Origin of the sequence: Nitrospirillum pindoramense, assembly GCF_007827955.1 — a bacterium.
In the GTDB taxonomy this organism is placed as follows: Bacteria; Pseudomonadota; Alphaproteobacteria; order Azospirillales; family Azospirillaceae; genus Nitrospirillum; species Nitrospirillum amazonense_B.
On sequence record NZ_VITR01000018.1, the window covers coordinates 1 to 16,274 of the forward strand.

Annotated in this window: 13 protein-coding genes; 4 read left to right on the forward strand and 9 right to left on the reverse strand. The window is 68.0% G+C overall.

Annotated elements, in window-relative coordinates:
* Window positions 1-91: 91 nt before the first annotated feature.
* Complete coding sequence (locus FBZ90_RS23800; protein ID WP_145735537.1) at window positions 92-592, reverse strand: nuclear transport factor 2 family protein; 501 nt, start codon at window positions 590-592, stop codon at window positions 92-94.
* Window positions 593-819: 227 nt separating this feature from the next.
* Window positions 820-3,411, reverse strand: a complete 2,592-nt coding sequence (locus FBZ90_RS23805; RefSeq protein WP_246130801.1) for a glycosyltransferase — start codon at window positions 3,409-3,411, stop codon at window positions 820-822.
* A 445-nt stretch (window positions 3,412-3,856) separates the two neighbouring features.
* Here FBZ90_RS23805 and FBZ90_RS23810 point away from each other — a divergent pair, with 445 nt between their 5' ends.
* Both FBZ90_RS23810 and FBZ90_RS23815 read left to right on the forward strand, forming a co-directional pair.
* A complete protein-coding gene (locus tag FBZ90_RS23810; protein ID WP_145735540.1) occupies window positions 3,857-4,276 on the forward strand; it encodes an HIT domain-containing protein in 420 nt (139 codons plus the stop codon).
* Between the two features lie 51 nt (window positions 4,277-4,327).
* Window positions 4,328-4,966 (forward strand): glutathione S-transferase family protein, encoded by a 639-nt coding sequence (locus FBZ90_RS23815; RefSeq protein ID WP_145735543.1) that lies wholly within the window; start codon window positions 4,328-4,330, stop codon window positions 4,964-4,966.
* Here FBZ90_RS23815 and FBZ90_RS23820 read toward each other — a convergent pair.
* Entirely contained in the window at window positions 4,948-6,255 is a 1,308-nt protein-coding gene (locus FBZ90_RS23820) for an alpha/beta fold hydrolase (RefSeq protein ID WP_246130803.1), read from the reverse strand. The genes FBZ90_RS23815 and FBZ90_RS23820 overlap by 19 nt on opposite strands.
* A 444-nt stretch (window positions 6,256-6,699) precedes the next feature.
* Between FBZ90_RS23820 and phaR the strand changes: the two genes are divergently transcribed.
* The gene (gene phaR, locus FBZ90_RS23825) at window positions 6,700-7,314 is read left to right on the forward strand and encodes a polyhydroxyalkanoate synthesis repressor PhaR (RefSeq protein WP_145735545.1); all 615 of its coding nucleotides are present in this window, start codon (window positions 6,700-6,702) and stop codon (window positions 7,312-7,314) included.
* A 391-nt stretch (window positions 7,315-7,705) separates the two neighbouring features.
* A complete protein-coding gene (locus tag FBZ90_RS23830; protein WP_145735546.1) occupies window positions 7,706-8,716 on the forward strand; it encodes an NADP-dependent oxidoreductase in 1,011 nt (336 codons plus the stop codon).
* 69 nt (window positions 8,717-8,785) lie between these two features.
* Here FBZ90_RS23830 and FBZ90_RS23835 read toward each other — a convergent pair whose 3' ends face one another.
* From FBZ90_RS23835 to gpmI, 6 genes are all read right to left on the reverse strand, one after another.
* The gene (locus FBZ90_RS23835; RefSeq protein WP_145735548.1) at window positions 8,786-9,367 is read right to left on the reverse strand and encodes a DJ-1/PfpI family protein; all 582 of its coding nucleotides are present in this window, start codon (window positions 9,365-9,367) and stop codon (window positions 8,786-8,788) included.
* A gap of 99 nt (window positions 9,368-9,466) precedes the next feature.
* The gene (locus FBZ90_RS23840; protein ID WP_145735550.1) at window positions 9,467-10,135 is read right to left on the reverse strand and encodes a hypothetical protein; all 669 of its coding nucleotides are present in this window, start codon (window positions 10,133-10,135) and stop codon (window positions 9,467-9,469) included.
* A gap of 94 nt (window positions 10,136-10,229) precedes the next feature.
* A complete protein-coding gene (locus tag FBZ90_RS23845) occupies window positions 10,230-11,561 on the reverse strand; it encodes a divergent polysaccharide deacetylase family protein (RefSeq protein ID WP_145735552.1) in 1,332 nt (443 codons plus the stop codon).
* 34 nt (window positions 11,562-11,595) lie between these two features.
* On the reverse strand, window positions 11,596-13,074 hold the full coding sequence (locus FBZ90_RS23850; RefSeq protein WP_145735554.1) for a S41 family peptidase: 1,479 nt from the start codon (window positions 13,072-13,074) through the stop codon (window positions 11,596-11,598).
* A gap of 1 nt (window position 13,075) precedes the next feature.
* Window positions 13,076-14,389 (reverse strand): murein hydrolase activator EnvC family protein, encoded by a 1,314-nt coding sequence (locus FBZ90_RS23855; RefSeq protein ID WP_246130809.1) that lies wholly within the window; start codon window positions 14,387-14,389, stop codon window positions 13,076-13,078.
* A gap of 40 nt (window positions 14,390-14,429) precedes the next feature.
* Window positions 14,430-16,007 (reverse strand): 2,3-bisphosphoglycerate-independent phosphoglycerate mutase, encoded by a 1,578-nt coding sequence (gene gpmI, locus FBZ90_RS23860; RefSeq protein WP_145735556.1) that lies wholly within the window; start codon window positions 16,005-16,007, stop codon window positions 14,430-14,432.
* Between the last annotated feature and the right edge of the window lie 267 nt (window positions 16,008-16,274).

The window sequence follows — 16,274 nt, forward strand, 5'->3', positions numbered from 1 at the left end:
GAATGTCTCCGCCACGCATCCCATCCTCCTCATCGTCATGAGGAAGCGAATCACGACAGGAACTCAGACGAAAGGGTTTTTCCGCATCCTGCTAATGCAGCGTGGGCGGCCGGCCGTGCAGATCCTCATGGCCGCTGGCGTCCTCGAACGCGGCGATGGAGGAGATGGGCGTGGCCTGGTGGTGGATCATGCGCCAGCCGCCCACCGACCGGGCGAACAGGTTGGTGACCACCAGGGCAGTGCTGGCCACGAACTCCTCGCACACCACCCAGCCGATGTCGCCGCGGACCATGGCCTGCGCGCCCTGGTGGCGCACGTCCGGGGACCGGGAGTTGCCCAGCAGGTCGCGCCAGCTGCGCATGACCTGTTCCCAGCCCGACAGCGCCGGCCAGCCGGGATGGACGCAACGCACGTCCCCGTCCTGGGCCCACAGCGCCTCCATCCCGGCCACGTCGCGCTCCGCGACGGCCTGGTAGAAGCGTCGGTTGGCGGCGAGCACCGCCTGGACATCCGCATCGCCCTGGGGATCGACGTCACCGTCCGCCGCGTCGGTTTGCGGCGCCTGGGATGACAGCGTTTGCGTTTTCACCATTCCCTCCCGTTCCCCGGCCTTCTGGCCGATCCTGTTTTGGCGACCCCCGTGGGCCGGCCCACCGATTGTTGAACCTGGGTTCAGGATAGCGCGCCTGGGCTGTCATGGGCGCGAATCGGCGGTTCGGTCACGGAATTGTGCCCGGCCGCCTCACTGGCTTTGAAAGGGAACGGGGCGGTGGGTTGCCCCACCGCCCCGTGCGCGACCGTCACGTGGTGACCTTAAGCTCACTCCGCCGGGGCGGTGGAGGCCTCGGCGCCGCCGCCCTTGGGCAGGGCGTTCAGGGTGCTGAGGAACAGGGCGGCGATGTAGGGGAAGGACTGGACCACCAGCATGGTTGCCCAGACATAGGCGTCGCGGTTGTCGCTGCCCTTCAGCAGGGCGATGGCGGCGGCGGCCAGCCACAGGCCCAGCATCAGCGCCACCTCTTCCCGCGCATGCAGGAAGCCCTGGATCAGGGCCGGCTGGTCCTCGCACTTCGGCGTGCGCACGAAGGGGCGGCCGCTGGTGAACAGGCCCACCCAGACGGCGCGGCCCACGGTGTGGGTCAGCGCCATGCCGGCGATGGCCGCCCCCAGCTTGTCGATGAAGCGGCACTTCACCCGCTCCCCATACAGCCACAGGCCGCACAGCACCTTGAAGAAGAAGACGCTGAGGGTGGGCAGGATGAAGACGGTGGGCGGAAACTCGATCCACTGCGGCAGCAGCAGCAGGCCCAGCGACCAGATGATGCCGCCGATGACGAAGCCCATGTGGGCGGCGTCGGCGAACCAGGGCAGCCAGCCGGTGATGAAGTGGTACTTCTGCCCGGCGGTCAGCTTGGTGCCGCCCGGCATCATCTCGCGCCAGTGGCGCTTCAGGATCTGCACGGCGCCGTAGGCCCAGCGGAAGCGCTGGGTCTTGTAGCCGGCGAAGCTGTCGGGGACCAGGCCCTGGCCGAAGCTGTCGGGCATGTAGACAGCCTCCAGCTTCTCCTCGAACAGGCGCAGGCCCAGCTCCGAATCCTCGCAGATGCACCATTCGGCCCAGCGGCCCACGCCGTCCAGGGCGCTCTTGCGCACCAGGGTCATGGTGCCGTGCTGGATGATGGCGTTGCGCTCATTCCGCTGGATCATGCCGATGTGGAAAAAGCCCTGGTATTCCCAATTGATCATCGACTTGAAGGCGTCGTCGGACCAGTCGCGGTAATCCTGCGGCGACTGGACGAAGCCCACTTCCGGCCGCTTGAAATAGGGGATGGTGGCCGACAGCCAGTCGGGCGTGACCTGGTAGTCGCTGTCGATGACGCCCACCACCTCCACATCCGGGGCGGTGACCGACAGGCCGAAGTTCAGGGCGCCGCCCTTGAAGCCCGGCCAGCGCGGCAGATGGAAGAAGCGGAAGCGCGGCCCCAGCTTGGCGCAGTATTCCTCCAGCGGACGCCACACCGCCTCGTCCTTGGTGTTGTTGTCGATCACCAGGACTTCGAAGTTGGGGTAGTCCATGGCCGCCAGCGCGTCCAGCGTCTCGATCACCATGTGCGCCGGCTCGTTGTAGCAGGGCACATGGATGGAAACCTTGGGCGTGTAGTCGCCCAGCGGCTCACGCACCGGCGTGTAGCGCCGCTTCCAGCGCTGGGTCCACACCACCTCTGTCAGTTCCAGGCCGTCGATCAACATGACGGCGAACAGGATCAACTGGGCGAAGATCAGTACCATGAAGGCGGTGAAGGACAGGGTGCCCATGCCCACGGTCAGGGCCTGGGTGCCTGTCCACACCAGGACGGAGGCCACCGTCTGGATCAGAAAGCCGTAGAACAGCTGGCCGCGCCATTTCAGGTCGTCGCGGGCCAGCACGAAGAAGAACATGGGGAAGAAGGCCAGGGCGGTGGCGATGGCGCACAGCACCCGCCACGACGGCACCTCCAGGATGCCGCCCACCATGGGGAACTTCTGGTGGCGATGGGCGTCCCAGATGCCCCAGGCCGTTTCCGCCGTGCCGCCCAGCGTGCGCTTCCACGGCTGGTCGAAGGCCTCCATGATGTAGAAGTCCAGGCGCTGCTGGCCGGCGATGTTCAGGAAGCTGCGGATGTACTTGGCCTCGTTCACCAGCCCGGCCTCGGCCGCCCCGCGATAGGCGCCGTCGGACGGCCAGCCGGTCTCGCCGATCAGGATGTGCTTGTTGGGGAAGCGCTCCTGCACCTGGCGGTAGGCCGCCATGGCGTCCTCCACCGCGCGGTCCACCGACACCTTGTTCCAGTAGGGCAACAGGTGGATGGTGATGAAGTCGCAGGCGTCGGCCAGTTCCGGATGGTCCAGCCAGACGTAGGACGGCTCCGCCGTGGACACCGGCACGTTCACCTGGCGCTTCACGCGCTGGATGTAGTCGATTAGCTGGGCGACGCTGAAATCGTCGCGGAACAGCACCTCGTTGCCGACCATGACCCGCTTCACGTTGGCGTTGGCGCGGGCGACGCGCACCAGACCGGCCAGTTCAGCCTCGTTGGCGGCCATGTCCTTGGACAGCCAGGCGCCCTGGGTGATGGTCAGATTGGGGTAGCGTTCCAGCGCGATGGGCGCCACCTGGTCGATGCCGTTGCCGACCTGATAGGTGCGGATGGACTGCACATGCGGCGCCACCACGTCCAGGTCGCGCTTGATGTCGTCGGCGGTGGGGCTGTCCCCGTTCTGCGGGCTTTGGTTGGCCTGGAAAGGCACGAAGGCCACGCCGGCGATGGTGCCGGCCCAGGGACGCTCGCTGGCCGGGCGGTTGACGATCGCCCACGCGCCGATGTTGCCCAGCACGAGAAGAAGCAGGACCGCCCAGGCGGATTTCTGCATCCTCAAAATCTTACGCATTGTGAACGACCCCTGCCCCTGGAACGGAATGATGATGAACGGGACGACGATGAAAAAGGAATAGGTACGCGCACGGCTGAGCGGGCGGCCCCGCAAACTAATGAATTATCGGGCGGGTTCCCAGCCCCAAGGCCCCACCATGGCGCCCCACCGTGACGCCCCCATCATGACGGAAGCGAAACCATCCAATGACACGACTATGGGGCAATTTTATGGAGGCCGGGCGCCCCCAGGCCATTTTCACCCCCATGGTCGTCCCTTCCGTGCCCTCATCCCCGTGACCCGCCCGCCCTTCCTGGGGTGAACCCCTTGGACGGACGGCATTGGACAGTAGTACATAGCCATCCCACCGAGGGCGTCCAGCGGTATTGCGGGCGCCGTCCGTCGCCGAATCCCGGCGCCAGCCTTGAAGGGATCGCCTGTGCCAATGACCAGCGCCGCCGACTTCGTCCTGCACCCCCGTCTGGCCGCCGACACCGTGGCCGTGGGCGACCTGCCGCTCAGCCGCGTGCTGCTGTCCCGCAACGCCTGCTGGCCCTGGTTGATCCTGGTTCCCCGCCGGGCCGGTGCCGTCGAGATCCATCGGCTGGAGACGGCCGACCAGGTCCAGCTTATGGCGGAGATCACCCTGGCATCGCGCGTCATGGAGGCGGCCTTCAGCCCGGATAAGCTGAACGTCGCCGCCATCGGCAACCTGGTGCCGCAACTGCATGTCCATGTGGTCGCCCGCACACGGGGGGACGCCGCCTGGCCGGGACCCGTCTGGGGCTCGGGGTTCGAGCAGGCCTATGGCCCCGATGGCGCCGAGGCGTTGGCCCTCAGGCTGGCGGCTGATCTGGGCCTCTGATCCGGCCGTATTCATCCCGTATGAAAAGCTGAAATTGTCGGAGAGTGCGCCATGATCATCGTCCATCACCTGAACCATTCCCGCTCGCAGCGCGTGCTGTGGGCGCTGGAGGAACTGGAACTGCCTTACCAGGTGGTGCGGTATGAGCGCGATCCGGCCACGCAATTGGCCCCCCCGGCCTTGAAGGTCATCCATCGCCTGGGCAAGTCGCCGGTGATCGAGGACGATGGCCTGGTGTTGGCCGAATCGGGCGCCATCATCGAGTATCTTGTGCGCACCCATGGCAATGGACGCCTGGCGCCGCCGGCGGAGGACCGGGCCGCCCAGGCGCGCTACAGCCACTGGATGCACTACGCCGAGGGCTCCGCCATGCTGCCCATCCTGTTGAAGCTCTACACCAGCCGCCTGGGCGACGGTGCCGCCCCCCTGCAGCCCCGCATCGCGTCAGAGATGGCCAACCACCTGGGTTACATGAACGCGGAACTGGCCCAGGCCCCCTGGTTCCTGGGGGAGACCTTCACCGCCGCCGACATCCAGATGAGCTTCCCCATCGAGACGGCCCTCACGGCGCCGGACGCGGCGGAGCGCTTCCCCCACCTGGCCGACTTCCTGGCCCGTGTCCAGTCCCGCCCGGCCTACCGCGCGGCGGTGGAGAAGGGCGGTCCCTACCGCTATGACCGCGGCGCCTGAAGACGCGCCCGCAGCCACTCGGCCAGCGGCGCCCACACCTGCGCCGGCGCGCCGGCGCTGACCACCATGCCGATGTGGCCCAATGGGGGCTCCAGCCGGTCGCCGCCGGGTATGGCGTCGATCAGGGCGCGGGCGGCGCCCGGCGGCACGATGCGGTCGCGCGCGGGGATGATGGCCAGCGTGGGCAGGCGGATGGCGCCCGGCGCCATGACTTGGCCCGCCATCCGCCAGTTGCCCTGGGCGGGGTCGTTACGGCCGTACCAGCCCCCCAGGCATTCCCGCGCGACGGCGGCGGCCAGGGGCACCCCGTCGTTCAGCCAGTCCTCCAGCGCCACGAAGTCCTGGGCGTCCTGGCTTTCCGGGGCCAGGGTGGCGTAGCGGCTGAACTTGCGCAGCGCCAGCAGCGGGTCCAGCCCGACGAACAGGAACTGGATCATGTCCACCGGCAGTTCGCCCAGCCAGGTCAGCGCCGGTTCGACCAGGGGCAGGACGGCGGCGGTGCGCAGCGCCGCGGCCGGATCGTCGGCATGGAAATCCCAGGGCGCCGCCAGCAGCACCAAGGCGGACAGCGCCTCGGGCCGCAGCACGGCGGCGGCGGCGGCCAGCGTGCCGCCCATGCAATATCCCACCAGGGCAGGCGCCTGGCCCATCAGGTCGCGCGTCGCGTCCACGGCGCGGGCCAGCCGGCCGGCGACATAGTCGCTGAGGCCGAACCCTCGCTCCGTGGCCCCCACCGAGCCCCAGTCCAGCAGCAGGGGGCGGAACCCTCCCTGCGCATCGCTCACTTGCGCCAGCCATCGCACCAGACTCTTGCGCGCCGACAGGTCCAGGATATAGCCGCGGTTGACCAGTGAAGGCACGAACAGCAGCACGGGCCCCTTCGCCCCGGGTCGGCTGTAATCCAGCAGGCGGCTGTTGCCTTCCGTCCATATCGGTGGCGGGTCGAGGACGTCGCGCTGGTAGGGGGCGCGGCGATAACGTTCCAGGCCGCTCAGGAACGTGTCGAGTCGGCGTCGGGTTTCGCGCTCAACCGCTGTTTTCAGCGCCTCCGGGTCGACGCCGGCGAGGTCGGCGCGCAGTTGGCGGCACCTCGGCTCCAGCTCCTTGCGCCAGATCGGCGAGCTGCCGTTCAAGAGCGGCAATCCGGCCTGCGAGTTCAGCAAGACGGCCATCGCCGCCGTCAGGTGCGCCGCCAGCGGCCGGGGACCCTGGCGGCGTTTCGGGGGCACCGTCGGTGCCGGGTCGTCCGACCGCTGGCCCGGGTCCGGTGTTGCTGTGCGTGCTGGCATATGGCCCCCAGGGGAAGGTGGCGGGGGTGAAGAAAGGCGCGCCCGACCAGGCGCCAGGCCCCGGATTCGCGCCACCGCCCGGCCAGGCGGCTTGGCCGAACGCGCGGACCAGGCGGGCGAACGCGTCTGTCATGTCTGGATCGGCGGACATAGCGGCCCATTGGTCCTGCCACAAGTCCAGGTAGCGGCGGGCCAGCGCGTCCAGGCTGGGCGGCTCCCCCTGGGGGGGGCCGGAGGCGGGGGCGCAGGGCGGGGGCGATGGGGCGTCAGGCTTGCGCGGCATGGGGGCAATCTACACCCGCGCCACCGGCTGGCAAAGCGGTGGCGGAAGGTCATACGCGCATTGTTCCTTAGTAGGATGCTTGCGTGTGCCGCACCGCATGGATTAGCTATGTGCAGTGCACCCGCGCAACGGGTGATAAACATCGCCGGGAAACGCCGCCTATGGTCGACAAAGAAGATCCCAAGCCCGCGCCGATCACGATCAAGAAGTACGCCAACCGGCGTCTTTACAACACCGCCACCAGTTCGTACGTGACCCTGGACCATCTATGCCAGATGGTGAAGGACGGGACCGACTTCGTTGTCTACGACGCCAAGTCGGGCGACGACATCACCCGGTCGGTGTTGACCCAGATCATCGTGGAAGAAGAGTCCAAGGGCGGACAGAACCTGCTGCCCATCGGCTTCCTGCGGCAGTTGATCAGCCTTTACGGCGACAACATGCAGTGGATGGTGCCGAAGTATCTCGAATACAGCATGCAGTCGTTCACCCGTAATCACGAAAAGATGCGGGATTACTTCCAGAACACCCTGGGTGGCATGTTCCCCTTCGGCTCGTTCGAGGAGGTGGGCAAGCAGAACATGGCCATGTTCGAGCGGGCGATGCGCATGTTCTCCCCCCTGGCCGGGGCCGACGCGGCCCGCCCTGAAATGGGCGAGGCGCCCAAGGCCAAGCCCGCCACCACCGGCGGGCAGTTCGATGAGCTGCAGAAGCGGCTGGACGAGCTGCAGCAGCAGCTGGTTTCCCTCACCGGCCTGACCCGCAAGCCGGACTGATCGGTCCCGCCTTCTGCCGATGTCGACAAAACCCCGGTCCCGCATCCTCGCGGCCGGGGTTTTTTGTGCTGAGCGCGCCCGGCGGACGCCGAGGTGAGGGGCTCAAAACACAGCCGGAAATTGCACCCGTCCGGTGTCCGGCGGTGGGGTGCGGGGTTGCGCCAACGGCATTTCACCGGGTGCCGGGCCGTGGGCTAAGGTTTGCGCCCTGGACGAAGGACCAAGGTGTCGGCGGCTGCTTGACGTGCACAGTCGTCTGAAAGCCCGGCCCCTGGTTCGTGGTGTGATCGTGCGGTTCCGGCTGGCCCGACCCGCATGGGCCACACCCTCACGCGAATGAATGGGGCTCACCCGCGGGGTGCCGCCCTTCTGAAGGAAGATGAGGAAAGACATGCCGCTGAACCGCAGGATTGTTCTGGCCTCGCGCCCCGAGGGGCTCCCGACGGAACAGAACTTCGGGATGGAACAAGCGTCCATCCCCGTGGCGGGCCCCGGCCAGATTCTGCTGAAGACGCGGTGGCTCTCTCTCGACCCCTACATGCGCGCCCGTATGAGCGCCGCCAAGTCCTATACCCCGCCCATCGAGGTCGGCGGCCTGATGGTGGGCGGCACCATCGGTGAGGTTGTGGAAAGCAACGTCCCCGGCTTCCAGGCCGGCGACCTCGTGCTGTCCAATTCCGGCTGGCAGGAATACGCCGTGGCCGGGCCGAAGTCGGTGCATAAGCTGGACACCGATGGCCTGCCGGTCACGACCGCCTTGGGTGTGCTGGGCATGCCGGGTCTGACCGCTTATGTCGGCCTGAACGACATCGGCCAGCCCAAGCCGGGTGAAACGGTGGTGGTGTCCGCCGCTGCCGGCGCCGTGGGCTCCGTCGTTGGCCAATTGGCCAAGTTGAAGGGCGCCCGCGCTGTCGGCATCGCCGGCGGGGCGGAGAAGTGCGCCTTCGTGGTGGATGAGCTGGGCTTCGACGCCTGCGTCGACTACAAGGCCGAGAACTTCAAGGAAGCGCTGGCCGCGGCGTGCGACAATGGCGTCGACGTCTATTTCGACAATGTTGGCGGCCGGGTGGCCGACGCGGTGTTCGACCTGCTGAACACCTTCGCCCGCGTGCCGCTGTGCGGCCGCATCGGCAACCTGAACGACACCGCGTTGCCGGCCGGCCCGGACCGGGTGCCGGCCCTGCTGTCGACCATCCTGACCCGCCGCCTGCACGTGCAGGGCTTCATTGTCTCCGATCACTGGCACCGCAACGACGCCTTCCTTGAAGAGGTCGGCGCCCTGGTGAAAAGCGGCCAGCTGCGCTATCGCGAGGACGTGACCGAGGGCTTGGAGAACGCCGTTCCCGCTTTCCTCGGCCTGCTGCAGGGCAAGAACCTGGGCAAGGCGCTGGTGAAGCTGTAAGCCGGCTCCGCCGCCGTCCTGAGAATCAAGCCCCCGCCCGGTGACCCCGACGCGGGGGCTTCGCCTTTCTTAAATCCTGATCTCCGCGCCCAGCACCTTCAGCAGCTGGGCCAGCCAGGCGGCATGGGCCGGCCAGGCGGGGGCGGTCACCAGCTTGCCGTCGGTGACGGCGCCGTCCACCGGGATGTCGGCGTACTCACCCCCGGCCAGGGTCACCTCCGGCCGGCAGGCGGGGTAGGCGGAGACCTTGCGGCCGGACAGCACGCCGGCGGCGGCCAGGATCTGCGGGCCGTGGCAGACGGCGGCGATGGCCTTGTCCTGCGCCGCGAACGCTTTCACCAGGGCGATCACCCGGCTGTCGAGGCGCAGGAATTCCGGCGCGCGGCCGCCGGGGATGACCAGGGCCACGTAGTCGTCGGCCTTCACGCTTTCAAAATCGGCGTTCAGCGTGAAGTCGTGGCCGCGCTTCTCGGTATAGGTCTGGTGACCCTCGAAATCATGGATGGCGGTGGCGATCTTGTCGCCCGGCCGCTTGCCCGGGGCCACGGCGTCGACCTGATAGCCCACCATGGACAGGGCCTGGAAGGGCACCATGGTCTCATAGTCCTCGGCGAAATCGCCGACGATCATCAGGATGCGTTTGGGGGCCATGGTGTTCCTCCATTCAGACCGTTCCAGGGATGCCCAGGATGCCGGTGGAGGGCGGAAACGCCTATGGGCCTTAAGGAGGTAGCGGCCGGCGTCGAAAGGTCAGGGGGTGGCGGTGCCCTCTCTCCCGGGGCGGGTATCCGGCAGATAGGGCGTGATTGCCCGGCTGGGGCAATAGTCCGGAACGTCGCTCCAATCCACGGGCGCGCCCAGAAGGTCTGCCAGCGTCGGCTCACCTGGTGTGGGGTTCCGGCTTGGGCTCTCAAGGTGGAGTATGCGTCCGTCAGCCATCTTGAGGGCGATGGCGATGTGGAAGGGGGCGCGACTGTTATTGTCGCAATGAGGAATGATAAGCCTCACCTGGTCCCTGGTGTAACGATGCGGGGCCGATAGATAGCTGGATTGGGCATAGATGCCGCCGTCGACCAGGCAGGTCCGTGTTCCGCTGAGGAAGAAGGCGACGGCGCCCAGGGGAAGCAGGCTCCACAGCACTTTACGGACCGTCTTGGAGCGAAGGACCTTTTCGTCCCGGTATTTGCGCGGGCGAGCCACGATCCACCCGGCCAGCCCAGCCATAAAGAACGCGACGGCCATATTCAGGAGAAAAAGTAGGCGCCCGATGAAGCTTGGGGCGGCGCAAAACCACGGGGAGTCCGGCGCCAGCGACATCTGCATCCATTCCCAGGCATAGCCCAAGCCAAGAAGACAGATGAGGAAGACAAGGATGCTGACAGCACCCCCCAGCAATTGCTGCCCAGTATCCTCGTTCAAGCGAACCTTTGAAGCCATTTATTCCACCGCCGCCGTCAGATCCGCCCATTCCTGGGCATGAAGGACATAAGGGGCGGCGCGGGGGAGTAAAGCGCTATCGGTCCGCCTGCCGGTTGACCACGGCGGTCACGGGCGCCAGGACGATGCCCCGGTCGCGCAGGCCAACGGCCCAGCGGGCGATGGCCTCCAGTGTCACGGGATAGGGCTGGGCGTAGCCGACGGCGACGCCGTTGAGCTTGGCCAGGCGCTCCAGTTCCGCCAACTGGGCGGCGACGCCGGCGTCGGATGGCGCCCGATCCACCTGCACGTCCGACACGGCGCGGGGCAGGCCCAACTCGGTGGCGATGCGGGTGGCCTGGCTGGCCGGGGTGGGCCAGCTATCGACATAGATCAGGCCCCGGCGTTGCACCTGGCGCAGCACGGTTTGCAGGCTGTCATGGCTGGCCAGGAACTTGGTTCCGGTCAGGTTGGTCAGGCCGACATAGCCGGTGACGCTGGCCATGGCCGTTTCCAGCCGGTCGACGTTCTTCTCATCCGGCAAGCTGGTCAGCAGGGTGCCGGGACCGGGATCGTTGCGGGGGAAGTCCTGCGGCTCCATGGGAACCTGCAGCAGCACCTCATGGCCATCGCCGCGCGCCTGATCCACCGCCTTCTGCAGGTTCGGCGCCCCGGCGGCGAAGGCCAGGGTGACAGCGGCGGGCATGCGGGCCAGCACCTTTTCCAGGGCGCTGGGCGACCAGCCCAGGTCGGCCATCACCAGCGCGATGCGCGGCCGCTTGTCATCCTGCGGGAAGGGGCGGCTGTAGGCCTGCCAGGGGGCGGGGCCCTTGGCAGGCATGCGTGGCAGATAGCCCGCCCGCGTCTTTTCCAGCAGGTCGTCGTTGTGGCTGGGCGCCAGCTTCACCGCCATGTCCATGGGGTCGGGTTCATGCGCGGCGGCGGCGGCTTTCGCGTCAGCCCCGTCCGCTGCCCCGCCCGTCGCCCCGGTGGCTGCCGGGGGTGCCGCCTCCACCGGGCGGGCGCCGCCCTCCGGCAGGGTGACGGCGATGTCGGGCAGGGTGGCTGCCTTGCGCCGGGCCGCGGCCGTCTCCTCACCGGTGGCGGCCAGCCAGGCCACCGTGCCGGCCACGACCAGTACGGTCAGGGCCACGGCCACGGCGAACACGTTCAGACGCCGCCGGGGTTTGTCGCCCTTGCCCCGCGCCATGACGCCCGCCTTGGCGGTTCCGGCACCGCGACCGGTGCGCTTGGGCACGCCCAGGCGCGCCGCCAGCACGTCGGCGGACGCATCCTCGTCCGCATCGGCCAGCAGCGCCTCGAAGGCGTCGTTGTCGTCGCCCTTCCCGCGTTTCGTCTTCTTTGCCGCCTTGGAAGGCTTGGCCTTGCGCGACACAAGGCTCTTCAGGCGGCTGGTTAGGGCGGCCAAGGGGTCCCCGTCGGTTGGCTAGGGCGTGTTGTGGTCAGTTCGTGGCCTTGGACTGTTGCAACAGCGACAGGCCGCGCAGCAGGTCCAGGGCGCGCGTCAGCTGATAATCCTGGGGCGTGGCGTCACCATTGGCGGCCGGCGGCACCGGGTTGCCCCCCGGCGCGTCCTGGCCCTTGGTGCCCGCCTTCGGGTCCTGCGTCTTGGAATCGACCTTGGCCTTGTCGGCGCCGGCACCCTTGTTGTCCAGGGCCTTCGCGTCGGGCGTCTTGCCATCCGGGGTCTTGCCGTCCGAGGTCTTGTCCTTGGCGTCATCGCCCGGCTTGGCCGGCTGCTTGGCGCCCGGGTCGGTGTTGCGCAGGGCGTGAGGCAGGTCGGCCTCGCGCCGGCGGATAAGACCGGCGGGTGCGCCCACCTCCTCCACCTTGGCCTGCTGCACCTCGATGTCCGGCGTGATGCCCAACTGCTGGATGGACCGGCCGGACGGCGTGTAATAGCGCGCCGTCGTCAGCTTCATGGCGTTGCCGCCGGGCATGGGCATGATGGTCTGGACCGAGCCCTTGCCGAAGCTCTGCGTGCCCATGAGGATGGCGCGCTTATGGTCCTGCAGCGCGCCGGCGACGATTTCCGAGGCGGAGGCGGAACCGCCGTTGATCAGCACCACCAGCGGCAGGCCGTGGATGGCGTCGCCGGGCTTGGCGTTGTAGCGCTCGCCCTGGTCGGGGCGGCGACCGCGGGTGGAGACGATCTCCCCCCGCTCCAGGAAGGTGTCGCTGACCGAGATGGCCTGGTCCAGCAGGCCGCCGGGGTTGTTGCGCAGGTCCAGCACATAGCCGATGACCTTGTCGCCCAGCTCCTTCTGGATGCCGGCCAGGGCTTTGTCCAGGCCGGACTGGGTCTGCTCGGTGAAGCCGGACAAGCGGATGTAGCCGACCTTGCCCTCCACCCGCCAGCGCACCGACTGCACCTTGATGACGGCGCGGGTCAGGGTGAAGTTCAGGGGCTGGGGCACGTTGTTGCGGTGGATGGTGACCTTGATGTCGGTGCCCGGGGCGCCGCGCATCTTCTCCACCGCCTCGTTCAGGCCCAGGCCCACGATGGCTTCGTCGTTCAGGTGGGTGATGTAGTCACCCGGCTGCACGCCGGCGCGGCTGGCCGGGGTGTCGTCGATGGGCGAGATCACCTTGACCACGCCGTTCTCTTCCGTGACCTCCAGGCCCAGACCACCGAACTCACCCTTGGTCTGGACCTGCATGTCCTCCCAATTCTTCTTGTTCATGAAGTTGGAGTGGGGGTCCAGCGAGGCCAGCATGCCGTTGATCGCGGCCTCGACCAGCTGATCGTCCGGCACTTCCTCGACATAGTCGGACTTCACCCGCTCGAACGCTTCGGTGAACAGTTCCAGCTGCTTGTAGGTTTCCGCCTTGATCGGCGGCTTCGCGTCCAGCGGCCGGGACAGGGGGCTTGCCAGATAGACCAGGGCCACGACAGCCACGGAGGTCAGCAGTTTCTTCATCTCACCCTTGTCCTTTACCCTCGGTGCCCGTAAAGCCGCGCAGGGGGTTGATCGGCTGACCACCCCGCCGCAACTCGAAGTACAATGTGGGGCTTCCGTCGCTGGCCATGGCGCCCATGGGCTCGCCGGTCAACACACGTTGTCCCACCCGCGTATCGATCCGACCCAATCCCGCGATCAGGCTATGATACCCATTGGGGTGCTCGACGATCAAGATAAGGCCATAGCCCTTGAACGGGCCGGCGAAAACCACCGAGCCTTCATACGGCGCCACGACGGGGGACCCGGCGCGGGCGCTGATGCGCACGCCGCGGCTGGTGGTCCCCACCGCATCCTGCTCGCCATAGCGTTGGGCCACCGGGCCGGCCACGGGCAGGGTCATGCCGCCCAGCGCCGTGCCGCCGGGCACGTCCTTGGGGGTGCGGCCCATGGCGGCCAGCCGCTCCTGCGCCTTTTTCTGCCGCGCCTCTTCCGCCTGCTGGCGCTTCTGCGCCTCCGCCTGGCGGGCCCGCTCGGCGGCGGCCTTGCGCTCCGCCTCCAGCTTTTCCATGAGGTCGCGCAGGTCGCCGGCTTGGGACGTCAACACGGCCATGTGGCCGGCCACATCCTGTAGTTCGGCGTCGTTGGCCTGCGACAGGGCTTCGCGGCGCGACACCAGGTCGCGCAGCTCGCCTTCGCGCTTTTCCAGCTCTTTTTTCGCCGTCAGCGCCTGGGCGCGCTTGTCCGCCAGTTTCTGGCGCAGGGCCGCCAGTTCCCGCAACTGCGCCGACAGCGCGTCCGCCCGCTTTTTCAGCTGGGGGATGGCTTCGCGCAGCAGCAGGGCGCTCTTAACCATCTCGCCCGGCGCCTCCGGCCGGGCCACCATGGCCTCCGGCGGCAGGCGGGACAGCCGTTGCAGGGCGCCCAGCAGGTCGGCCAGCGCCGCGCGGTCGGCGTCGATGCGGGCCATCTGTTCCTGCTCGTTGGCGGCTAGGCCCGCCAGCGATTGCTCCACGGCGCGCAGGGCGTCGTCCTGCCGGCGTTGGTCCTCCGCCACCGCCACCGACTTGGCGCGCAGGTCGGCCAGCCCCCGCTCCAGCGCGTCGTTCTTGGCGTCCAGCTCGGCCTTGCGCGCCTGGTCGGCCTTCAGATCCTTTTCCACCTTGTCCAGCTGGCGCTGGGCGTCCTGCGGCTTGGGTGGGCTTTGGGTCCCACTCGTCTGGGCGATCGGCGTCAGCACCACGGGTGGGGTGTGCTGGCCAGCCCCCGCCGCGCCCGGCGCCAGCAACGCCAGCGCCAGGGTCAGCAGGGGAAAGGGGGCCCTGGATGTGGTCACGGAGGGTGCGGTCACGGGCGGTGGTACCCGGTGGCCACGCTCACTCGGCCGCCGCGCGGGCGGCGTCACGTACCAGCAGGGACCGGCCGGTCATTTCCTCCGGCTGCGGCAGGTCCATCAGTTCCAGCAGGGTGGGGGCCACGTCGGCCAGCTTGCCCTGGTCCAGGCGCACCACATCGGCCGGCGCGTTCACCAGGATGGCGGGCACCAGGTCCAGGGTGTGGGCGGTGTGCGGGCCGCCCGTCTCCGGGTCCTTCATCAGCTCGCAATTGCCGTGGTCGGCGGTGATCAGCAGGGCGCCGCCCTGGCGCTTCACCGCTTCCTCCAGCCGGCCGATGCTGCGGTCCACCGCCTCCACCGCCTTCACCGCGGCGGCCAGGATGCCGGAATGGCCCACCATGTCGGGGTTGGCATAGTTCACCACCACCAGGTCGAAGGCGCCGCTGTCCACCGCCGCCACCAGCTTGTCCGTCAGCTCATCGGCCGACATCTCCGGCTGCAGGTCGTAGGTGGCGACCTTGGGCGAGGGGACCAGGATGCGCTCCTCCCCCTCGTAAACCTTCTCCTCGCCGCCGTTGAAGAAGAACGTGACGTGCGGATACTTTTCCGTCTCGGCGATGCGCAGCTGTTTCAGGCCCTTTTGCGAGACGATTTCGCCCAGGGTGTGGCGGATTTCCTTGGGCGGGAAGATGGCTGGCAGGACCTTGGCCAGCGCGGAGGAATATTCCACCATGCCCAGCTGCGCGGCGAACTTCACAGGCGTGCCGCGGTCGAAGCCGCTGAACTCCGGCTCCACCAGGGCGGACAGGATCTCGCGGGCGCGGTCGGCGCGGAAGTTGGCCATCAGCACGCCGTCGCCGTCCTTCATGCCAGCGTAATCGCCGATGATGGTGGGCAGGATGAACTCATCGTGCTTGCCGGTGTCATAGCTCTGCGTCACCGCCGCCTCGGCGCTGGCCGCCGTCTCGCCTTCAGCCGACACCAGGGCGCGGTAGGCCTTCTCCACCCGGTCCCAGCGCTTGTCGCGGTCCATGGCGTAATAGCGCCCGTCCACCGTGGCGATTTTGGCGCCGGGGGCACCTTTCAGGCCGGCCTCGATGGCGGCGAGTTGTTCCAGGGCGCTCTGCGGCGGCACGTCGCGGCCATCGGTGAAGGCGTGCAGGGCCACGGGAATGCCGGCCTGGGCCAGGGTCCGCGCCAGGGCGACCATGTGGTCCTGGTGGCTGTGCACGCCGCCGGGGGAGGCCAGGCCCAGGATATGGGCGGTGCCGCCGGACTTCTTCAGCGCGGCCTTGAACGCCGTCAGCGCCGCGTTGGTCTCGAACTCGCCCTGGGTGATGGCGCGGTCGATCATGGGCAAATCCTGGAACACGACGCGACCGGCGCCCAGGTTCATGTGCCCCACCTCGGAATTTCCCATCTGGCCGGCGGGCAGGCCCACATCCTCCTCGCTGGCGGACAGCAGGCCGTGCGGGCAGTCCTTCCACAGGCGGTCATAGTTGGGGGTGTTGCCCTGGGCGACGGCGTTGTCCGCCACCTCTTCCCGATAGCCCCAGCCGTCCATGATGCACAGCACCACGGGGCGGGGGGCTTTGCTGGTCTTGTCGGCGGCGGCCATGGCTGTCTGTTCCCTGATCCTGGTGGTGTGGGAGGTGCGAACCTATTGGGAAAATCGGAATTTCCGCGCCGGATGGCAAGCGGCGCGTCCGAAATTCCGACCCGATAAAGCGTTATAGGCCCCCCAGGGTTCTGCCGTCGCGCGTCTTACTTATGTCCGGCCTGCAAGGGGTGGGGACAGAAACGGTATGCCGGGCGCACCATCGCCCACCGCTTCTGTCGCCAGTCTCCAGAACTTCGGCCGTTTCGGCTGGCGCGTCCATGTCAC

What these genes read in the sequence shown, in the direction of transcription:
- FBZ90_RS23815 (WP_145735543.1), top strand. Translation starts at nt 4,328, where the DNA reads ATGATCATCGTCCATCACCTGAACCATTCCCGCTCGCAGCGCGTGCTG.
- phaR (WP_145735545.1), top strand. Translation starts at nt 6,700, where the DNA reads ATGGTCGACAAAGAAGATCCCAAGCCCGCGCCGATCACGATCAAGAAG.
- FBZ90_RS23805 (WP_246130801.1), bottom strand. Translation starts at nt 3,411, where the DNA reads ATGCAGAAATCCGCCTGGGCGGTCCTGCTTCTTCTCGTGCTGGGCAAC.
- FBZ90_RS23810 (WP_145735540.1), top strand. Translation starts at nt 3,857, where the DNA reads ATGACCAGCGCCGCCGACTTCGTCCTGCACCCCCGTCTGGCCGCCGAC.
- FBZ90_RS23850 (WP_145735554.1), bottom strand. Translation starts at nt 13,074, where the DNA reads ATGAAGAAACTGCTGACCTCCGTGGCTGTCGTGGCCCTGGTCTATCTG.
- FBZ90_RS23800 (WP_145735537.1), bottom strand. Translation starts at nt 592, where the DNA reads ATGGTGAAAACGCAAACGCTGTCATCCCAGGCGCCGCAAACCGACGCG.
- FBZ90_RS23830 (WP_145735546.1), top strand. Translation starts at nt 7,706, where the DNA reads ATGCCGCTGAACCGCAGGATTGTTCTGGCCTCGCGCCCCGAGGGGCTC.
- gpmI (WP_145735556.1), bottom strand. Translation starts at nt 16,007, where the DNA reads ATGGCCGCCGCCGACAAGACCAGCAAAGCCCCCCGCCCCGTGGTGCTG.
- FBZ90_RS23820 (WP_246130803.1), bottom strand. Translation starts at nt 6,255, where the DNA reads ATGCCAGCACGCACAGCAACACCGGACCCGGGCCAGCGGTCGGACGAC.
- FBZ90_RS23835 (WP_145735548.1), bottom strand. Translation starts at nt 9,367, where the DNA reads ATGGCCCCCAAACGCATCCTGATGATCGTCGGCGATTTCGCCGAGGAC.